Annotated in this window: 17 protein-coding genes and 1 pseudogene; 9 read left to right on the top strand and 9 right to left on the bottom strand. The window is 45.1% G+C overall.

Annotated elements, in window-relative coordinates; genetic code table 11:
- Positions 1-332: 332 nt before the first annotated feature.
- The 3 genes from RIG27_RS04550 to RIG27_RS04540 form a co-directional block, all read right to left on the bottom strand.
- Positions 333-2,798: an endonuclease MutS2 gene (locus RIG27_RS04550; RefSeq protein WP_446342858.1), complete on the bottom strand. Its 2,466-nt coding sequence runs from the start codon at positions 2,796-2,798 to the stop codon at positions 333-335.
- Positions 2,799-2,977: 179 nt separating this feature from the next.
- Positions 2,978-3,196: a hypothetical protein gene (locus RIG27_RS04545; protein WP_446342856.1), complete on the bottom strand. Its 219-nt coding sequence runs from the start codon at positions 3,194-3,196 to the stop codon at positions 2,978-2,980.
- 439 nt (positions 3,197-3,635) lie between these two features.
- Positions 3,636-5,465, bottom strand: coding sequence for an adenylate/guanylate cyclase domain-containing protein (locus RIG27_RS04540; protein ID WP_446342854.1), 1,830 nt, complete (start codon positions 5,463-5,465; stop codon positions 3,636-3,638).
- A 149-nt stretch (positions 5,466-5,614) separates the two neighbouring features.
- On the opposite strand from RIG27_RS04540, the gene RIG27_RS04535 reads away from it, so the two are divergent.
- Positions 5,615-5,875, top strand: coding sequence for a hypothetical protein (locus tag RIG27_RS04535; RefSeq protein WP_446342852.1), 261 nt, complete (start codon positions 5,615-5,617; stop codon positions 5,873-5,875).
- A 186-nt stretch (positions 5,876-6,061) separates the two neighbouring features.
- On the opposite strand, the gene RIG27_RS04530 is transcribed toward RIG27_RS04535, so the two are convergent.
- Positions 6,062-6,673, bottom strand: a complete 612-nt coding sequence (locus RIG27_RS04530) for a hypothetical protein (RefSeq protein ID WP_446342850.1) — start codon at positions 6,671-6,673, stop codon at positions 6,062-6,064.
- Positions 6,674-6,728: 55 nt separating this feature from the next.
- On the bottom strand, positions 6,729-7,283 hold the full coding sequence (gene cobU, locus RIG27_RS04525) for a bifunctional adenosylcobinamide kinase/adenosylcobinamide-phosphate guanylyltransferase (protein WP_446342862.1): 555 nt from the start codon (positions 7,281-7,283) through the stop codon (positions 6,729-6,731).
- A 321-nt stretch (positions 7,284-7,604) separates the two neighbouring features.
- Between cobU and RIG27_RS04520 the strand changes: the two are divergent.
- The 4 genes and pseudogenes from RIG27_RS04520 to hpsU all read left to right on the top strand — a co-directional run bounded on the left by RIG27_RS04520 (position 7,605) and on the right by hpsU (position 11,915).
- Positions 7,605-8,868, top strand: a pseudogene (locus RIG27_RS04520) (RNA-guided endonuclease InsQ/TnpB family protein).
- A 97-nt stretch (positions 8,869-8,965) separates the two neighbouring features.
- Positions 8,966-9,685: a hypothetical protein gene (locus RIG27_RS04515; protein ID WP_446342860.1), complete on the top strand. Its 720-nt coding sequence runs from the start codon at positions 8,966-8,968 to the stop codon at positions 9,683-9,685.
- 492 nt (positions 9,686-10,177) lie between these two features.
- Positions 10,178-11,134, top strand: coding sequence for a glycosyltransferase family 2 protein (locus tag RIG27_RS04510; RefSeq protein ID WP_446342848.1), 957 nt, complete (start codon positions 10,178-10,180; stop codon positions 11,132-11,134).
- A 172-nt stretch (positions 11,135-11,306) separates the two neighbouring features.
- Entirely contained in the window at positions 11,307-11,915 is a 609-nt protein-coding gene (gene hpsU / locus RIG27_RS04505) for a hormogonium polysaccharide biosynthesis acetyltransferase HpsU (RefSeq protein WP_446342846.1), read from the top strand.
- A gap of 42 nt (positions 11,916-11,957) precedes the next feature.
- Here the strand turns inward: hpsU and RIG27_RS04500 are convergent, their stop codons facing one another.
- A complete protein-coding gene (locus RIG27_RS04500) occupies positions 11,958-12,749 on the bottom strand; it encodes a Uma2 family endonuclease (protein ID WP_446342844.1) in 792 nt (263 codons plus the stop codon).
- A gap of 157 nt (positions 12,750-12,906) precedes the next feature.
- Between RIG27_RS04500 and RIG27_RS04495 the strand changes: the two genes are divergently transcribed.
- Positions 12,907-13,851 carry a hypothetical protein gene (locus tag RIG27_RS04495; RefSeq protein ID WP_446342842.1) on the top strand — a complete coding sequence of 315 codons (945 nt, stop codon included), beginning with the start codon at positions 12,907-12,909 and terminating at the stop codon, positions 13,849-13,851.
- An 89-nt stretch (positions 13,852-13,940) separates the two neighbouring features.
- Positions 13,941-14,315, top strand: coding sequence for a nuclear transport factor 2 family protein (locus RIG27_RS04490; RefSeq protein WP_446342840.1), 375 nt, complete (start codon positions 13,941-13,943; stop codon positions 14,313-14,315).
- Positions 14,316-14,340: 25 nt separating this feature from the next.
- On the opposite strand, the gene RIG27_RS04485 is transcribed toward RIG27_RS04490, so the two are convergent.
- The gene (locus RIG27_RS04485) at positions 14,341-14,499 is read right to left on the bottom strand and encodes a hypothetical protein (protein WP_446342838.1); all 159 of its coding nucleotides are present in this window, start codon (positions 14,497-14,499) and stop codon (positions 14,341-14,343) included.
- Here RIG27_RS04485 and RIG27_RS04480 point away from each other — a divergent pair.
- Positions 14,498-15,142, top strand: a complete 645-nt coding sequence (locus RIG27_RS04480) for a Uma2 family endonuclease (RefSeq protein WP_446340382.1) — start codon at positions 14,498-14,500, stop codon at positions 15,140-15,142. The genes RIG27_RS04485 and RIG27_RS04480 overlap by 2 nt on opposite strands.
- A 127-nt stretch (positions 15,143-15,269) precedes the next feature.
- Here the strand turns inward: RIG27_RS04480 and RIG27_RS04475 are convergent, their stop codons facing one another.
- Both RIG27_RS04475 and pdxH read right to left on the bottom strand, forming a co-directional pair.
- The gene (locus tag RIG27_RS04475; RefSeq protein WP_446342836.1) at positions 15,270-16,550 is read right to left on the bottom strand and encodes an ABC transporter substrate-binding protein; all 1,281 of its coding nucleotides are present in this window, start codon (positions 16,548-16,550) and stop codon (positions 15,270-15,272) included.
- A 258-nt stretch (positions 16,551-16,808) separates the two neighbouring features.
- Positions 16,809-17,453, bottom strand: coding sequence for a pyridoxamine 5'-phosphate oxidase (pdxH, locus tag RIG27_RS04470; RefSeq protein ID WP_446342834.1), 645 nt, complete (start codon positions 17,451-17,453; stop codon positions 16,809-16,811).
- Positions 17,454-17,536: 83 nt separating this feature from the next.
- Here pdxH and RIG27_RS04465 point away from each other — a divergent pair, with 83 nt between their 5' ends.
- The gene (locus tag RIG27_RS04465; protein ID WP_006101442.1) at positions 17,537-17,905 is read left to right on the top strand and encodes a LapA family protein; all 369 of its coding nucleotides are present in this window, start codon (positions 17,537-17,539) and stop codon (positions 17,903-17,905) included.
- The last annotated feature ends 168 nt before the right edge of the window (positions 17,906-18,073 follow it).

The raw sequence follows: 18,073 nt of genomic DNA, 5'->3' as shown, positions 1-18,073 counted from the left end.
CGTGGCGCTGCATTATTGTTCGGTGGGAGATTTCACCTAGATCGACTCGACCTTGTCTCAATTGGGTGTCACTTTACCAATACCGGGCGGGGGGCGACCCGATACCTATATGGGTTGGGTGGTGTTAATTGGGTTTGGCGGGTCGCCCCTACCATTGTTTTTCTGGGCTAGGTGTCGCATTCCCGATACCTGTCGGAGGGCGACCCGATACCATTAAGGGTTGTGTGGTGTTAATTGGGTATGGCGGGTCGCCCCTACCATTGTTTTTATGGGCAAGGTGTCGCATTCCCGATACCTGATCCACAAAATTAAGTGGGTCACGCCACTATACCCTATTTCAGGTAAACTACTGTGACACCCGATCCGCCTTCTGCTTGCTTGGCTAATTCAAACCGATCAACGAGGGGATGGCGTCCTAAGAATTCATGCACCCCAGCCCTTAATTTTCCAGTTCCTTTACCATGAATAATCCACAATACCCCAGAGGCGATCGCTTTGGACATCGCTTGTTCTAACTCAATTTCAGCATCGGCGATACGAGATCCGCGTAAATCAATTGTATTTTTCTCGGTGCGAATTGGCGGAGTCGGTGGCGATGCGGCGGCTGGTGCAGGAGTGGATGCAGGTTTTGATTTTACGGGCATTTGCGCCTTTTGACCCTCTAGGGATTCTATATCCGCTAAAGATACTGTCATCTTCATTAAGCCAAAACGCACGGTGAGTTCCCGATCTTCATCCGCAGGCGTCAAAACTTCCGCCGTTTGATTCAGGCGAGGGATGCGGATGCGATCGCCAACTTGGGGTTGAAAGGCGGGTTTGGCTTTAGCCGGGGGTTTGGGGATATGGCGCTGCTCAATTTCTTTGAGCGCATCGGTGGCTTTTTGAGCGTTTTGAGCGATTTGGGGTCCTTGCTGTAATTTGCGAATCACCTGGGCAATTTCTACTTTGGCTTGGGCGATTGCGTCTTGTACGGCTCGTTCTTGGGACAGTTTCAATTCCCGTTCTCTCTCCTGCAAGAGTTTGGCTTTACTGGAAACTTCATGATGCAGGCGTTCGGTTTGCTGGAGGAGTTGGTTGGCTTCTTGGGCTTTGGTTTCCTGATCCCGCCGTTGGGCTTCGAGTCCAGAAATTACCTGGTTGACGTCTTCTGAACTGCCCCCCACTAAGGTTTGGGCAAGGGATACCACGTCTGATTTTAATCCTAACCGTTGAGCAATGGTTAATGCATTGGATCGACCCGGTATTCCCCAGAGTAGGCGATAGGTGGGGGAAAGGGTGACATCATTAAACTCCACCGAGGCGTTTTCAAATCGTTCATCTTGATATTTCAGTGCCTTAAGTTCACCATAGTGCGTCGTGGCTACGGTAAGCTGAGCATGATCCGCCAGATAGTTCAGGAGTGCGATCGCTAAGGCGCTTCCTTCGGCTGGATCAGTGCCGGCACCAATTTCATCCAGTAAGACTAGGGCGGATGTAGGATGTGGGGTGTCTGGTTCCCGTTGTGCTAGATCATCTTCTTCCCCATCTGTAGAGACGCGCCATGGCGCGTCTCTACAATTTTCCAATTCATTTAAAATCCGACTAATCCGGCGAATATGACCGGAAAATGTGGATAAACTCTGCTCTAAAGACTGTTCATCACCAATATCTGCCAAAATTTGCTCAAACCACGGCAGTTCTACGGGTTCTTTGGCGGGGACAAATAACCCCACTTTTGCCATGAGTGCGGCTAACCCTAATGTCTTTAAAGTAACGGTTTTACCGCCTGTATTCGGACCGGTAATCGCCACAACTTTTATATGGGGCTGAATCTGGATGGTAATGGGTACAACTGGGGCATCTTCTTCATGCTGATGCTGCCAGACTAGGAGGGGATGTCGTAGCTGGCGCAGGGTAATCGATTCTCGTTGATGAGGATCAATGAAGCGCGGCGGATTTGCCTGTAACCAGAGGCTATATCTGGCTTTGGCTGTGGCTAAATCTAACCGAGTGGCGACGGCTAATACCTGTTCGAGATCTAGCTTAACGACGGCGACTTGTTCGGTTAACACCCGGCGCACGGCTTCGGCTTCGGCTTGTTCCCGACGTTGATAGGTTTTGAGTTGATTTCCCAACCCAACGATCGCATGGGGTTCGATGTACAACGTAGCACCCGTACTGGAAGCGTCATGAACGATACCCGGAATAGTGTCTTTCTGGGGGGCTTTCACCGGGAGAACAAAGCGATCGCCCCGTTGAGTAATTAAGGGTTGCTGGAGAGCGCCGCCTTGACGCTGTACAATGTTTTGGAGCGTTTGATAGATGCGATCGCGTAGGGATTTACTGTGCTGTCGAATGTCTGCTAGTTTCGGACTCGCGCGATCGGTGACATCCCCGCGTTCGTCGATACAACGATGAATTTCTTGTTCTAATTCCGGATAGGTACGGATATCAGCAACGAGTTGGTTGAGAACGGGGATATCTTCTTGATCATCGATGAGACGCCGTAAACGCCGCACACCGAAGAGAGTGGTTGCGATCGCGAGTAAGTCTTCCCCGGATAATATCCCTTGTCGTTCCGCCCTCTCTAGCGCATCACCAATATCCTGAATCCCCTCAAACGTCCAACCACTGGTTAATCGACATTCAAGTTGATAGACTTCTTTCGTCTGCGCCAACAGGTGCAGACTTTCCGCCAAAGTAGCGGGAGGATGAAGATGGCGAGACGCGATCGCGCCCAGTTTAGTGGCGGCGAAGGTTGCCAAGTGCTGGCACAGGCGTTGCCATTCGAGTAGTTCTAACGTTTCAGATTGAATCAAAGCCCAATATTAAAGCTTACCCTTATGTTTATTATTAGACAATTTTCCAGCAGAGGCGAGTGAGCCTAACCGTACTCTAACGGCGAAATCCTGTGGAGTTGTTCTCTGGTGGAAGGAAATAGTCGATGAGTTCTGCCAAAAGAAGAAGTAATTTATAATACACCCAGTCTACACGTTGACTATGCAGTTGCTTCCCTAGGAATAGATAGGGAGCTATTAATCACCCAGCCTTGTTCTTCCCAGGGTTCAAGCGGAGTAATGGAATAGTAGGATGTCATTTGCTCAAGCTGACGCAAATCCCCAACCTGTACTCCATGAAAGAGTTTGTCTAAGGCATCGCGATCGGCTGAGGTTAGAGGAACCCTGGGATATATACGAGTTTGTGTCTGTTTTGCCATAGTTTAATCCTGAATCAATTTCTCCATAGACCTATTATAAATAAATATTACAGAAGCCTTACATAAATACATCCGTCTACCTTCAAAGGACTTCAAACTTTAGAGTTATGACAACCCGATAAGCAGCCACCGCGCACCCATCCTTTCTCTTCCCAACGATCTAAGGGTGCTACAGCATAGTAAGAACTAATCGTTTCTATTTGATTATCGGCAACTGATGATGATTCTCGGTGATTGTTGATCCGCCCTAAGTCGAACCCGTAGATATACTTAAGTAAATCTACTCAAACATAATGACGAAATCCTTGTAGTGCGAGCATCTTGCTCGCTACCTATACCCAATTTAAAGGCATGACAGCTTACTAATACCCAATTTAAATGCATGATAGTTTATTGGGATTATCAAGACAAACCTTCTAGAGAAAGAAAAATAAACTGATTATTTAATCTTCCCCCTAAGAAAATAAGTCGTCATCTTCCCTTTGCCTTTAACCTGAATAGTGCCTCGTTCCTCAAACAGATAGTTATCCTGCAACTTTTTATACGTAAACTCAGTAACCTGAATTTTATCCGGAAGCCCTTGGGATTCCATGCGTGAAGCGATATTGACAGTATCTCCCCACAGATCATAACTAAACTTTTTGATGCCAATCACTCCAGCAACAACGGGTCCTGTGTTGATCCCAATCCGAATACTTAAGGTTTGATTGTTCTGGTTATTAAATTTGGTAATTACCTGTTGCATATCTAGCGCCATATTCGCCGTAGCTTCAGCATGATCGGGGCGAGGAGTGGGGAGTCCTCCTACCACCATATAGGCATCCCCAATTGTTTTAATTTTCTCTAATCCATAATAATCACTCAATTCATCAAAAGCAGAAAAAATTCGGTTGAGTAATTCAACAACTTGGGCGGGGGGAAAGCGAGCCGATAATTCGGTAAAGCCGACAATATCGGCAAACAAAACTGTGACTTCCTCAAAATTATCTGCGATTGTACTTTCGAGTTGTTTCAAGCGTTGAGCAATTACTTTGGGTAAAATATTTAGCAGTAGGCGTTCGGCTTGCTCTTGTTCATAGTGCAGTGCTTCTTGCCATGCTTTACGTACCGTAACATCTTCTACGGTTCCTTCATAGTAAATAAAATTACCGTGTTTATCGCGGACAGCTCTTGCCTTCTCCTCAATCCAGATTTTTGTGCCATTTTTCCGGTAAACTTGAGATGCAAAATCCGAAACTGATCCATATTTCTCCAGAATACGGATTAATTCATCGTGACGGTTTGGCTGAATGTAAAGTTGACGATTAAGATTAATTAAATTGTTACACAGTTCTTCCGCCGAAGCATAACCATAAATCGTTGCTAATGTGGTATTTGCCGTTAAAAAACGTCCACTTGGAGTAATTTTAAAAATTCCTTCTACTGAATCATCAAAACTAATCCGATATTTTTCTTCGCATTTTTGCAGATTTTGGGTTAACTGTTTGGTTTTTACGATAAGCACAATGAATAAGGTTGCCGCTATCAAACCAGAAACGACATAAAATAAAATTCGATAAATTTGAGTTTTCCTTAAAAATACTTGATAAGAACGCTGATAAATGTCCAGGATCTGTTCACTTTGCTGCTCCGTGGGCAATTCCAGAATTTGCATCACCAGACTATCCACCTGAGATTCATGGGTCACAATAATTTCGGCATAGATTAGGGCGGCATCAAGTTCAGAAAAACTCAGGTCAGAAGATGCTGTAAATACATCGGCACGTTGCCGAATTGCTGCCATTTGTCTCTGGATTTTGAGAATTAATTCATCACTGGGAGATAGTGTATAAATTAAAACATCGTTCAACAGAGTATTTAATTGATTGATTAACTCATCAGTGCCTGGTTCCGTTGCGACTTGACTCGATAATGTTTGAATCGTATTAGGCAGGGATTTTAAAGATTGATTGAGGATCGTCTCTTGTTCAATCACTTCTGCGATTAAATCCTGCTTGTCTTGAAAGAGTGAGCGATTCTGTTGTAAGGCTGACTTGATTTCTGGATAATACTCTCTATTAACAAAATCAGGTATATCTTCTAAGTTATGGTGTAAGTCGCCAATCTGGTTTAAATCATTAAGAATAGTTTCAGAATCATTGAACGACTCCTGTTGAGCCTGCAATATATCTGTATTTAAAGTTGCGTCAGTTTCCTGGAGCTGGTGTAAGTTTGACAGATACTGATGGTGTTGACTAAAATTGATAGTCTGAGCTTTAATGAATAACATAACCCATAAAAAAGTTCCGCCTGCAGCAATTCCTATATTTCGCATAGCGGAGAACTTCATAATCAGCTCAGGTTCAATCGATTTAACAGACCTTACACCCAAACAGGCGACTCGATCGGGATAGATATCCTATCCACTCTTTTCAGGGCGTGCAAGGGATAACAAAGACATCGTTTGCAAAACTTTGCGAACATGATGATCCATCAGCCGGAAAATTGCTCCAGCTAGGATGTTGGCTCGGTTTAAGTTATGTCTTGTTGGATACCGTCAACCTAGAGTCGGCAAAACAGTTTAAATTCATATCCCCACCTGGGTTGATGTCTCGCTCTGCTCTCCAGGTGGGATATACAAGCGTCTGCCTGATTCTGCTCAAAGCCGATCGCTCGTCTATACTGACAGCGACGGAGTAGCCAAAAAAACATTTCAGACCAGAATGGACTTCTCCGTCACCTTTGGGTGAAGACGTTTTACTCTCAACCAGATAATATAGAAACACGCTGTACTGGGGTGTAAGTTCTACTTAAAATAACTTCCGGTTCCAATCCAGTCCGGAAGAGTTACCCCAGACAACAGCGTTAAGTTTTATTGAGAAATTATTAATCGGTCGCGGATTTCTGGTTACCAGATGCCAAGGAATTCTCAGGTGATGCTGACAAAGGTTCCCTGAGACAAGAGGTGCGATCGCGCACCAACCGTAGATACTCTTTCTGATTTAATGATTCTGGGGGGTGAGGAGATTCTCTGGTCTGATTTTTAGGATCGCCAGAAGCATCTCGATCACCACCATCTCGATTTTCCCCATGACGAAGACGTTGGTGAATCGTCCTCAAGCGATCCTGATTATTGATCGGTTCTCGCGGCTTGGGTAAATCCGAATTGGGCCAATTGGATAAATCGCTACAGGCGCAAGACTCTGGCGGTAATCCCACGTTGAACATAGGAACAGGCATATCGCAGCGGGAACAGGATTCCACGTCCCACTTTGATGTCAACAACTCAGAAATCGTCTGGCTAGTTCCTGTGAGATAACAATCCCCGCTTTCTGGGGAAAGCAGATATTGCCAAAGTTGCTCAAACTCCTGACTATAGTGATTACCAGCAATGATTCGCTGTGGTTGCAGCACCTTTTCACCATTGCGGACGACAATTGTTTTGCCAACCTGAAACCAATAGGCTAGGTAGCGTTTGACTTGTTGTTCAGATGCCATAGAATATATAAAACCTCAGCAGCAAAAGCTGCTTTATTGTTACAGTCTGTTATTTCTATGGTAGCGATTCCCGCGATAGCGGTGATCCCAGGGTGCTGAGATTAAGCACATGACCACCCGTAACCAAATACACGGGATTAGCAATCATACCGAACTGACGCACGACTTGACCAAGGCGATCGCGAAACGTTCTGCCTAGGGGATAAGCCGGAACTACACCCCAACCCGTTTCTTCAGCAACCAGAATAATGGTGGCTGAGCTTTGGTTGACAGTCCGCCAGAAGGTGTCTGTGGTATCCTGCCAACTCGAATCCTCTTGTTCGAGGCAATTCGCCACCCAGGTTCCCAAGGAGTCAATTAACAGACAGTAATCCGGTTGCTCCCACTCCAAAAGTGTCTCGACTAAATCTATCGGCGTCCACACCAAAGTCCACTCGGCAGGGCGTCTCTGTTGATGCTTCTCAATCCGGGCAACCCACTCTAAATCATTGGGATCAACCTGTGCCGTTGCCACATAAACAACCTGCTTATCCGTCTGATCGGCTAATTGTTCTGCCCATTCACTTTTTCCAGAACGGGCTGGACCCGTGACCAGGATAAGCTGACCCATCGATAGTATAGTATGGTTCCCGCGATCGCTTTCATCTGCCGTGATCAAGTTTAATCGACATTGGGCAAAACAAAGTCGCGATTATCTCCGGAACCTCAACGAATAGGTTCCGGAGCAGGATAGCGGACAGTCTACGGGTTTCAATATCTCGTAGACTGTCAACTACCTCGCTTAGTGCCCTTGAATGTATTCTGCCAAGATTTTGAGTGGCGCACCCCCAGCCGAACGAATATAAAGCTGATCTCCCCATAATCCTTTTTTCCAGTTTTTAAAGTAAGGTTTTAAGTCAGACTTTGTTAAAATGAATGGTAAACTATGAGTATGCTAACACGTCGAACCACTTTCAGGCTTTATCCAAACAAGACCCAATGTGACAAGCTCCATTGGGCTAGAAAAATGCATTGCGATCTCTACAACGCGGCAATAGCTAACCGTAGAACGCAGTACAAGCACCTTGGTCATTCTGTTGATTACTTTGAGCAACAGAATTGTTTACCTGAGTTTAAAAAGGTTTGGGTTGAGTATGCTGAATTGGGATCTCAGACGTTGCAAGCTACATTAAAACGGGTTGACTTTAGCTATAAAGGCTTTTTTCGGGGACTTGGTAAATATCCCAAGTTCAAGTCTAAGCGGCGGTATAGTGGCTGGACATATCCCAACAAGCAAAGCTGGAAGGCTTTGTCTGATGGCAAAAACGGTTATTTGGAACTGAGAGACCTTGGTTTAAAGATCCAGATGCGGGGTCAGGCTAGGACTTGGGGAACCCCAACCACTTGCACAATCTTTTTTAGAAACGGCAAGTGGTATGCGTCAATTACCGTGCAGTGCAACCCGACTCGCCAAACAGATAAAAACTCAATTGGAATTGACCTTGGCTGCAAAGATGTGGTGACACTTTCAACTGGTGATAAAATCGCTAAACCAGATTTTATCAAGGAGGGACACAAGAAGGTTAAGGTAGCTTCAAAGCGGTTAAGACGCAAGAGACCGCCTAACAGAAACAAGAAAGTTAAGGGTTCGAGACGATGGAAGAAAGAACGAAAGCGAGTTTCTAATCTTCAGGGCAAGATAGCTCGTCAAAGGGAAGATTGGCTGCACAAAACAACCAGCAAGATAGTTAGCGGTAATAGCCTAATTGCTGGGGAGCAGTTAAACGTTAAAGGCATGACCCGAAAAGCTAAGAAGGGTAAGCGCAAGAAACAGAAAGCCGGATTAAATCGGTCTATTCTTGACGTTGGGTTTGGTAGAGTCGGCGATTTGCTGGCTTATAAAGCAGCTGAGGCTGGTGGTTTTTATGTCGAGTCACCAACCAAGACACTTAAGCCAACTCAACGGTGTGCTAAATGCTGGGAACTAACACCCAAGACCCTAGCCGACAGAGTTCACGTCTGCTCTAATACTGACTGCGGTCACCTTGAAGACAGAGACGTTAATGCTGCCCAAGTCAACGAAATTTGGGCAAGGGGCTTGGAACGAGCCTCTTTAGACGCGGAGTCGCCTAGCTCTACTGATTGCTCCAAGCATGAAGCAGCCATCGGCAAGGAAACGTCAGAAACGGCGACTTCAACCAAGTAAGTCGCCGTAGTTCATTTGAATAGGTAGGTGGCAATGTCCCAAAACTAAACCCTAGGGACTTCATCTGCTGCAAGAAGCGTGATTTTTGCCCAGTGACATCAGAAACGATGAAACCAGAACTGCAACGGATCGAAAGCACTCTATCTCAATTAGCCCAGGATGACTCAACCCCATCCACGGCTGTGGCGTCCCCAGTGGACTCAACTGGGGATCAGTCTAGCGACTCCGCCAAAGGGAAAGAACCTTCATTCTCGATTAGTGTGACGCCATTCCCGGCTCAAAAGCAGCAAGATAAAACCCCAACACTGCCGAAACTCAAATCGGCTAGCTTCAGTGAACATCGCCATAGTGCCAATCCCGCCTTGGCAATGAACCTGCTCAAAGAAATTGAAGAGATTGTCTCTGGTTGGCAGAAACAACTGCATACTATAGTCCGCCAAATTCAAGATATTTATATGGATGGACCGATTGTTGAGGGGTGGTTAGAATCTCATACCCGTCAACCGGAAGCGGATCACTCAGGAGTACGTCGTGCTGAGGTGGATCGACTCATGGACTACGTAACCCAACCGTGGCATCAATCCCAGGGCGATACGAATGTCACCTGTGAATCCCCCCGTGCAGGTTATCGCCTTTGTGGATTAGATGCAGATGGTCAGTTTTGGGTGCGTATCTGTCCTGCGGATCAAGTCCCTAGTGTCAGTTTAGCGATCGCACGGTATCAGAAGCTACGACAACTACTGAGTCGCAAAAATGATCTGGAAACGCGCCTCAGTCAGCTTGCAGAAACCCTAGCGGTATTGCACGCTCATCTGGGTAACGACTAACCTTCAACTGAAAGTTGGCAGGTTAGTGAGTCAGGAAGTTATAACATTGATGGAACGTAATAGCACTTATAGCGGTACTAAGACAGGTTAGGACACTCTTGACTGTTCCCTGTTAAGCAGTTCCCTCTTGGACTAACTGATATCCTTTCCGTACCTCGTAGTGCTATATGTGGCTGTTTCCCATCCCTTATCCCGTTCAAATTCTTTAATTGAGAATGGCACTGTAGCCTATCCCACCAGAATAAAAACGCTCAAAACGCTAAACTATGAATCTGAGCATCTAGCCAGCGGTTCATCTAGCCAGTAGAGATGGTATGGTCAAGGTGGCAAAATCTCATAATCCTCTCCAGTAATCGGGGGAATGCTACAATTTTCGCTATTGATCACAGTTCCGCCTGTCCCCACTCGAACACGTTTTGAATCCTATTCATTATCAGCGTTCAAAATACAAGTAAACCGTTCCCGTTCTCATCGATTAAATCTCTTTAAAGTATGACTCTTCTTAATTCTAAAGTTCCCGTTTCTGTTCTAATCCCGGCAAAAAACGAAGAAGCTAACCTTCCGGCTTGTCTGGCTAGTGTAGCTAGAGCTGATGAAATATTTGTCGTGGATTCCCAAAGTAGCGATCGCTCTATCGAAATTGCCGAGAAAACGGATGCGAAAGTCGTGCAATTTTATTTCAATGGACATTGGCCCAAAAAGAAAAACTGGAGTTTAGAAAATCTGCCCTTTCGTAATGAATGGGTGCTGATTGTGGATTGCGATGAACGCATTCCCCCAGGGCTTTGGGATGAAATTGCTACGGCGATTAAAAATCCCAACTATGAAGGGTACTATATCAATCGCCGCGTTTATTTCTTAGGCAAGTGGATTCGCCACGGCGGAAAATATCCAGACTGGAATCTGCGCTTGTTTAAACATCAAAAAGGTCGCTATGAAAATCTGGGAACTGAAGGAATTCCCAATACAGGAGATAATGAAGTTCACGAACACGTTATCCTGCAAGGTTTAGTCGGTTATCTCAAAGCGGACATGGATCATATCGACTTCCGAGATATCTACCACTGGCTGGCACGACACAATCGCTATTCCAACTGGGAAGCCCGGGTCTACCTTAATATGCTCACGGGTCATGATGAATCAGGTACGATTGGTGCTAATTTATTGGGAGATGCGGTACAGCGCAAGCGTTTTTTGAGAAAGGTTTGGGTGTGGCTACCCTTTAAACCAACCTTGCGATTTATTATCTTTTACTTTATCCGATTTGGCTTTCTGGATGGTAAAGCAGGTTATATTTACGGACGCTTGTTGAGTCAATACGAATATCAAATTGGTGTCAAACTCTACGAATTACGCAAATTTGGCGGTCATCTCAATCCAGAGGCGGAAACATCAACCGTATCATCTGCGAAATCTCCGGCTACTTCTGTGGTTTCTCCCAATTCCTAATCGGCTGTTACATGGTTCAAATTACTGATTAAGATTTGGTCAAAGGAAAGAGGAAAAAGGGAATTTTATTGATTTGACAATGAAAAAAATAATAATTGATTAGCCAAAGCGCTAAAAAAATAAAATTTTCGCCATTATTGATATTAAGGTTTAAATGCCGAACAGCTTATCTATGAGCCGAGACTTAGACACCAACGTTCCAGATTTCACCGAACCTCCTAGTTTGGATGACACCCCGTTAGTTGATTTGCGAAATTATGACCAGTCCAATTTTGACCGGGGGCGTCCAAGCTGGTTCATTTTACTCTGGTGGTTGGTGCAAGCTGTTGCTTTTCCGATAAGTCCACATAATTTTAATGGCTTTCGCTGCTTTATCCTGAGGTTATTTGGTGCAAAAATTGGTCGAGGCGTACTCATCCGTCCAACTGCTCGCTTTACCTATCCTTGGAAGGTAGAAATTGGGGACTATAGCTGGATTGGGGATGATGTGGTGTTGTACAGCTTAGAGCAGATTCACATCGGATGTCATTGTGTGATTTCTCAAAAAAGCTATCTTTGCACCGGAAGTCATGATATCCAAGATGCGGCTTTTAGTCTAAAAACGGCGGGAATTAGTGTTGGGAATGGTGTTTGGATTGCGACGGATTGTTTTATTGCTCCTGGTGTCCAAATTGGGGCGAATGCCGTTATTGGCACCCGCAGTAGTGTTTTTAGTAATATTCCGGCTCAACAGGTGTGTTGGGGAACACCCGCCCGTGCCCGTTATCTCAGGCAAATTTAGGTGATCAGATATAACTAGGTCAAATGAATCCATTTTATACAGCTATTCCAACTCATCGGGATCAACCCCTAACTCTCGCAATCTTGCCGCCAATCGTTCTGCTCTTTCCTGTTCCGCCGCTGCCTGTTCCTGTGCCTCAACAGCCTGTTCTCTTGCCTCAACAGCGTCTTCCTCTGGCGTTAAAATTAACTCACCCTCAATCGTCATCCACCGCAACCACAGACGATTAATTCCCCGAAAACTCCCCTGCCATAATCCTAAACTTAACTCTAATTCCGGCATCAATAACCGATTATCAATCAGATTCATCGGTTCATAATGACCCCCGACTAAATGAAACCCCTGCACTTCATTGGTATAACGACTAAACACAATTGAGTAAGGAATCCGCAAAATCTGCTCGTAAACTTGCCACTTTGTTGGCGGATTTACTGGTTTTTGTACCCTGTTCCCCAAATCTTCCTCTTGTGTACCGGGCGATAATAATTCGACAACGACAAAGGGATTCACCTCTTCTTGCCAAACCACGTAACTTAATCGTAAATCCCGCCCTTCATACAACCGAGGTACACCTACCACACCAAACCAATCTGGACGTTTGTACCACTGAGGATGGGTAACACTATAGTAAAGATTCAAATCACAAGCAGAAAATACCAACTCCAGATTCCAGTTAGCTGGTTGAAACGTCAGAAGCAACAATAAGGGTTGGAAAAAATGAAACTCGTCTGGCAATCCAGGTTCCTCCGGGTTATCACTCGGTAAATCATACATCGTCGGTAAGGTTTGCCGAGGTGAAAGGGGTGGATCTGATTGAGTTGGAAGGTGAACCATGGTGATTTATGGCAGTTTTCTGATCGGAAATTAGTTTTAGCAGGACTTACGCAGTTACACCACAGATGGGCGCAAAGAGTTCCAAGAAGTCTTTCAGTATACCGAGTGGTTTCAAACATGGGGCAAAGAGATTCCCGCTCCTCAAGACTTGTACTACATGGTTCCGACAATTTGCCGCCACTATATTCAACTGCGCTATCGCCTGATGCAGTTGTTCTATGATGCCTTGTTTGAGAATACTCTGGATGGTCTACCGATATGCCGTCCCTTGTTCCTCAACGATCCCGAAGATCTAGCCCTGTACAATGATAAGGAACAATTCCTCAACAATGAGTTCTTTGTTCGCAAGGATCTGCTGATTGCACCAGTGTTGCACCCCCAATCGGAAAATAACAATGGTGGTAAGCGGGATGTCTATCTGCCCCAAGGAAGCAACTGGTATTGCTTTGTGAACAACAGTATGCCTCTGGGTGCAGCCACAGAAGGGGGAACAACGGTACGGGATTTTGATGCCAATATCAATACCAATGGCGATCACATTCACTTTATCGTTCCCATTTTCGTCCGGGCTGGTGCAATTATTCCCACAATTGAGATAGAACAATATGTGGGGCAATTGAATGCAGAAGGGAAACCCAATCCGATTACCCTGAATGTCTATCCTGGGCAGCAAGGGGAATACACGATGTATTTGGATGATGGAGTGAGCCGTTCTTCTGCTCCCAAAGCTGAAGTGGATGACGATAAAGCCAACGACGAATATCGTGCGACCAAAATTACCCAGAGCTATACCAGTCAGAAGACGCGGGAGATTAAAGTCGAGCGCATCCACGATGGATATACGCCCCAGTATGAGCAGTATTTCTTCGTCGCCATATTGCATGATCCAGGGGAAGCAAAGGGAAGCAATGGTCCGTTGAACAGCGTTACCATTGCCGGACAACAGCTAAGTGCAATTACTGGTAACAGCCCAGAGGAACTGGCGCAGCATCTCAATGATTCTGGCAGCAATGCTTGGTATTACAACGAGAATATCAACATCAGTTTCATCAAGGTGTTCGATAATGCCTCGTCGATTACCATTAACTTAGGCTATGTGTAATATCACGTTCGGTTAGCTATGTAGAGACGCGCCATGGCGCGTCTCTACGTCTCACCCATTCAGCGTTCTTAATTGGGAAGAATTGTATTATGAAAACGGATAAAACGACAGAGGAAACGAAAAAGGTGTGGAAACACCACATTGAGGCATGGGATGCAGGCGATCTAGATGAGATTATGGCTGACTATGGCGAAGACTCCCTATTGATTTTGAACAATACAGTGTACAAGGGGATTGAAGCAGTACGTGGTGTTTTTGAGAGTCTTTTTCAGATATTTAGCAATGGTGAAAACATAATTGATCCTGAAGTGATTGAAGGAGAAGTGATCTACATTACTTGGCACTTTACGCCGACAAATGATGACACTTACTTTGGAACGGACAGCTTTGTTGTTCACAAAAGCATGATTAAATACCAAACCATTGCATCTCTACTGTATGAAAAATACCTCATAGGTTCTTGATGGAAAAAGGTTAACAGTCGGTTGCCTAGCTGTTTGTTCGTGTCTCATTTTTTTCCAGGGAGCATCCCACGCCCCGAAAAAAGCCAAGAGCGATCGCGCCACCCGATGTACCGTAGGCGGCAATCGGCAAGGGAAAGCGGCAAATCCCCAACCCGCGATCGCAAACTCTACCGGAGAAAACCATGCAAGTCCAACTCAAGCAAATAATCCTTCCCCCCGGTCAACAACTTCTGATGATCGATGTCACTTGGCAAATGTATAAACAACTGCTAGAGGAGTTCGGTGAACAAAGGGGTTCGCGGATTAATTACAGTCAAGGATTATTAGAAATCATGGTACCTTTACCCGAACATGAAGATGATAAAGTAATGATTGCCGACTTTGTCAAGGTACTCCTGGAAGAACTAGACATAGAATTTAGAAGCTTGGGTTCAACAACCTTTAAAAGTGAAACCATGCAACAAGGGATAGAAGCGGATGATTGCTTCTATATTGAAAACGAAGCAGCCGTGCGTGGGAAAAAACGCATCGATTTAAGCGTAGATCCGCCGCCCGATTTAGCCCTGGAAATTGATCTTACCTCCCGCACTCGATTTAATAACTACGAAGCATTAGGAGTAGGGGAACTGTGGCGGTTTAACGGGAGGAAATTAGAAATCAACGTGCTGCAAGACGGTGAATACATCCAGGTGAGCGAAAGTCCTCATTTCCCGGGGTTTTCCTTGGGTGAAGCACTCCCAGACTATTTAGAACGGAGTAAAATTGAGGGGCGAAATCAAACGATGAAAGTTTTCCGTGCTTGGGTGAGACAGCAGAACGAAAACTGAATTAAGTAGGTTGACGGAAATAAACCAAATTCAAACTTTTACATAAGACGTAGCTGGCTTTTCAAGGGAGCGAGTATGGCGAATGAAGATGTTTACCGTTAACTTATATTGTCCCTACTTACTTAGATTATCTATCTGACCAACTTTCCTCAATCTTATTCAAAACACTATCCACATCTTCACCACCCACATAATCTACAATACCTGTCCAAAACGTACCCGTTCCCACGGCTCCTGGCATCATATCTGAACCGTCAAAGCGCACAACTTTTGCATTAGATAAAATCTCAACTTGTCGTTTCGTTACCTCATCCGGATACGCATCTAAACTCACCTGTTGATGCGGAGAGAGATAACCGCCAATACCTGCCAAGATTTCATGAGGCTTTGATGTTGCTAAATATTCCATTAACTTTTGTGCCTCTGGAGTATCGTTAAACATCGCCACGATTTCACCCGATACCAAAACTGGAGCATCAATGTCTTGATTGATTGTGGGAAATGGAAAGACATCAACATTTTCACCCATTACTACATTATCCGGGAAAAATGCGGTAATAAAGCTACCTTGATGATGCATATAGCAACTGGGCGGTTGTTCAAAAAGCCCCTTGGGTGAGTCTCCAAAGGGTGTACTCAACGCACCTGTTGTACCTCCAACCACATATTTGGGATTCAGCGCAATCGTGCCAAATTTTTCAAATGCTGCTTCAACAGTGGGATGATTGAAGGGGATTTCATGAGTAATCCACTGATCATAAACCTCTGCTCCAGCCTGATGCAGCATGATATCTTCTACCCAATCTGTCCCCACCCAACCTGTAGCACTACCATTTTCCATCCCGATACACCAAGGAACACCACCATCGGCTACAATTTTGTCTGACAATGCGATCATTTCATCCCATGTTGTCGGAACTTCATAGGCCTTGGCTGTAAAGGCGGTTGGGTTATACCAAACTAAGCTTTTAACAAATGCCCGATACCAGATACCATATATTTGGTCATCAACGCTAGCTAGATTCAACCAATCCTGAGCATAAGCATCGGATAGTTGTGTCATATCCATAAACGAATCAATCGCCACCAGCTTTCCTTCACGGGCAAAGTCAGCCATCAAACCCGGTTGGGGAAACATGGCGATATCCGGCGCATTACCTGAATCAACCCGCACGGGTAATAGAGTGGCGAACTCACTCGTGCCTTCGTAAACAACCTTAATTCCTGTTTCTTCAGTAAATGGTGCTAGGGCTTTTTTTAGTTCCTCCTCACCCTTGCCTGTACCAACTCCCATAATGGTCACGGTATTGCTTTGAGCAGACTCATTTTGAGCCGGACTACAAGCGGCTAAAACTATTGGTAAGCTCAATAGTAAAGTCAGTTTTTGACTAACTTTTGCTCTCAACATTTCTATTTTCTACCCAAGGGGAATAAATTTAATCTAATGATGCACCCCACTGGTTTAGTTTTAACAATTAGTATTCGTATTGATGCTGAAAAAATCAACATCAAATTCTGGTGTCATAGTCCTTCTAAGATAACCTTGATTTTGGCGATCGGCAATGGTTGATGAATGATGAGATGATTTTAACGATTTGTAAATGAAAGAACCGGCTAATCACTCCCTTGAGTATGACGAATGACGAATGACAAATGACGAATGACTCTACGGAGATAAACGTTGTATCATCCAGATACCATCTTCTGTACGTTGATAGAGCAACCGATCATGTAACCGACTTGGACGCCCCTGCCAAAACTCAATGGCGACAGGAATTAATCGAAATCCTCCCCAGTGAGGTGGACGTGGTATGGTTTTATTCTTATACTCTTTTTTAAGCTGTTGCAATCGTTGCTCCAGTACCTCGCGGCTGTCAATCACCTGACTTTGCTCAGATGCCCAAGCCCCCAGTTGAGAGTCTTGGGGACGGCTATGAAAATAAGCATCTGACTCCTCAGCCGACACCTGTTCAATCTGTCCCTCAATCCGCACTTGTCGTTCTAGCTGAGTCCACCAAAACGCGATCGCGCCCCAAGGATTTGCCAATACCTGTTGTCCCTTGTGACTTTTGTAGTTGGTATAGAAAACAAACCCCCGCTCATCGTATCCTTTAAGCAGTACCATTCGCGCCGACGGTTTCCCATCGGGTGTTGCCGTCGCCAGAGTCATCGCATTGGGTTCTGGCAACTTCGCGGCTACCGCTTGGTCAAACCATAAGGTAAATTGCTCGAATGGATGGGGATGAGCATTTGTTTTATTTAACCGTTGTAGGCTGTACTCTTGCCGCAAATCGGCGATGCTTTTACTCATTTTCTCAATTTTTGCTCCAGACAAAAGGTTTTGACGTCTCTTGCTAAAATTGTCAAGAAACTTTAAACTAGAGGATTAAACTAATGCGACAACTAAACTTTCTGCTCATATTTGCTGTGTGTTTAGCGTTGGTTTTGTTTAGCTTGCAAAACACGCAGCCCACGTCGATTCAAATTATTGAAGGCATTGATGTTGAGGCTCCTCTAGCCCTAGAACTGATTATAGCCATGGGACTAGGTTCTGTATTGGCATGGCTTTTTAGTGTTTGGGCGCAGCTACAGCGACAGCTAGAGTCCTGGAAAGCCGCTCGCCAGATCCGGGCGAAAGAGGAACGCATTGAAGAATTAGAACAAGACATGGAACGCTATAAGGCAGAAGTCGAAGAACACCAATTACCCGCACTATCGGCATCTGAAACGGTAACAGAAGGTACCATCGTTGAGCAAGGGTGAATGAATTTTGGGGCAATGTGAGAGTGTTAACCGCTTCCAAAAACCTAGTCATATCTGCTCACAAGTAAACAAACCTAGGCAAAACTCAACGGTATAAGTTTCTTCAAGCGCTTGTTTTTAGTGCCCTGCCGCTTCCCTGTTGAGGGTCAACACCGAGCGAAGCCGAGG

Origin of the sequence: Coleofasciculus sp. F4-SAH-05 (genome assembly GCF_040222985.1) — a bacterium.
Classification (GTDB): Bacteria; Cyanobacteriota; Cyanobacteriia; order Cyanobacteriales; family Coleofasciculaceae; genus Coleofasciculus; species Coleofasciculus chthonoplastes.
The sequence above is the reverse complement of the archived record's forward strand: the minus strand, read 5'-3'. Positions and strand labels throughout refer to the sequence as shown.

Coding starts and splice junctions, on each gene's coding strand:
- RIG27_RS04545 (WP_446342856.1), bottom strand. CDS start 3,196: ATGGCAAAACAGACACAAACTCGTATATATCCCAGGGTTCCTCTAACC.
- RIG27_RS04540 (WP_446342854.1), bottom strand. CDS start 5,465: ATGTTATTCATTAAAGCTCAGACTATCAATTTTAGTCAACACCATCAG.
- RIG27_RS04530 (WP_446342850.1), bottom strand. CDS start 6,673: ATGGCATCTGAACAACAAGTCAAACGCTACCTAGCCTATTGGTTTCAG.
- cobU (WP_446342862.1), bottom strand. CDS start 7,283: ATGGGTCAGCTTATCCTGGTCACGGGTCCAGCCCGTTCTGGAAAAAGT.
- RIG27_RS04515 (WP_446342860.1), top strand. CDS start 8,966: ATGAAACCAGAACTGCAACGGATCGAAAGCACTCTATCTCAATTAGCC.
- RIG27_RS04510 (WP_446342848.1), top strand. CDS start 10,178: ATGACTCTTCTTAATTCTAAAGTTCCCGTTTCTGTTCTAATCCCGGCA.
- hpsU (WP_446342846.1), top strand. CDS start 11,307: ATGAGCCGAGACTTAGACACCAACGTTCCAGATTTCACCGAACCTCCT.
- RIG27_RS04500 (WP_446342844.1), bottom strand. CDS start 12,749: ATGGTTCACCTTCCAACTCAATCAGATCCACCCCTTTCACCTCGGCAA.
- RIG27_RS04495 (WP_446342842.1), top strand. CDS start 12,907: ATGGTTCCGACAATTTGCCGCCACTATATTCAACTGCGCTATCGCCTG.
- RIG27_RS04490 (WP_446342840.1), top strand. CDS start 13,941: ATGAAAACGGATAAAACGACAGAGGAAACGAAAAAGGTGTGGAAACAC.
- RIG27_RS04480 (WP_446340382.1), top strand. CDS start 14,498: ATGCAAGTCCAACTCAAGCAAATAATCCTTCCCCCCGGTCAACAACTT.
- RIG27_RS04485 (WP_446342838.1), bottom strand. CDS start 14,499: ATGGTTTTCTCCGGTAGAGTTTGCGATCGCGGGTTGGGGATTTGCCGC.
- RIG27_RS04475 (WP_446342836.1), bottom strand. CDS start 16,550: ATGTTGAGAGCAAAAGTTAGTCAAAAACTGACTTTACTATTGAGCTTA.
- pdxH (WP_446342834.1), bottom strand. CDS start 17,453: ATGAGTAAAAGCATCGCCGATTTGCGGCAAGAGTACAGCCTACAACGG.
- RIG27_RS04465 (WP_006101442.1), top strand. CDS start 17,537: ATGCGACAACTAAACTTTCTGCTCATATTTGCTGTGTGTTTAGCGTTG.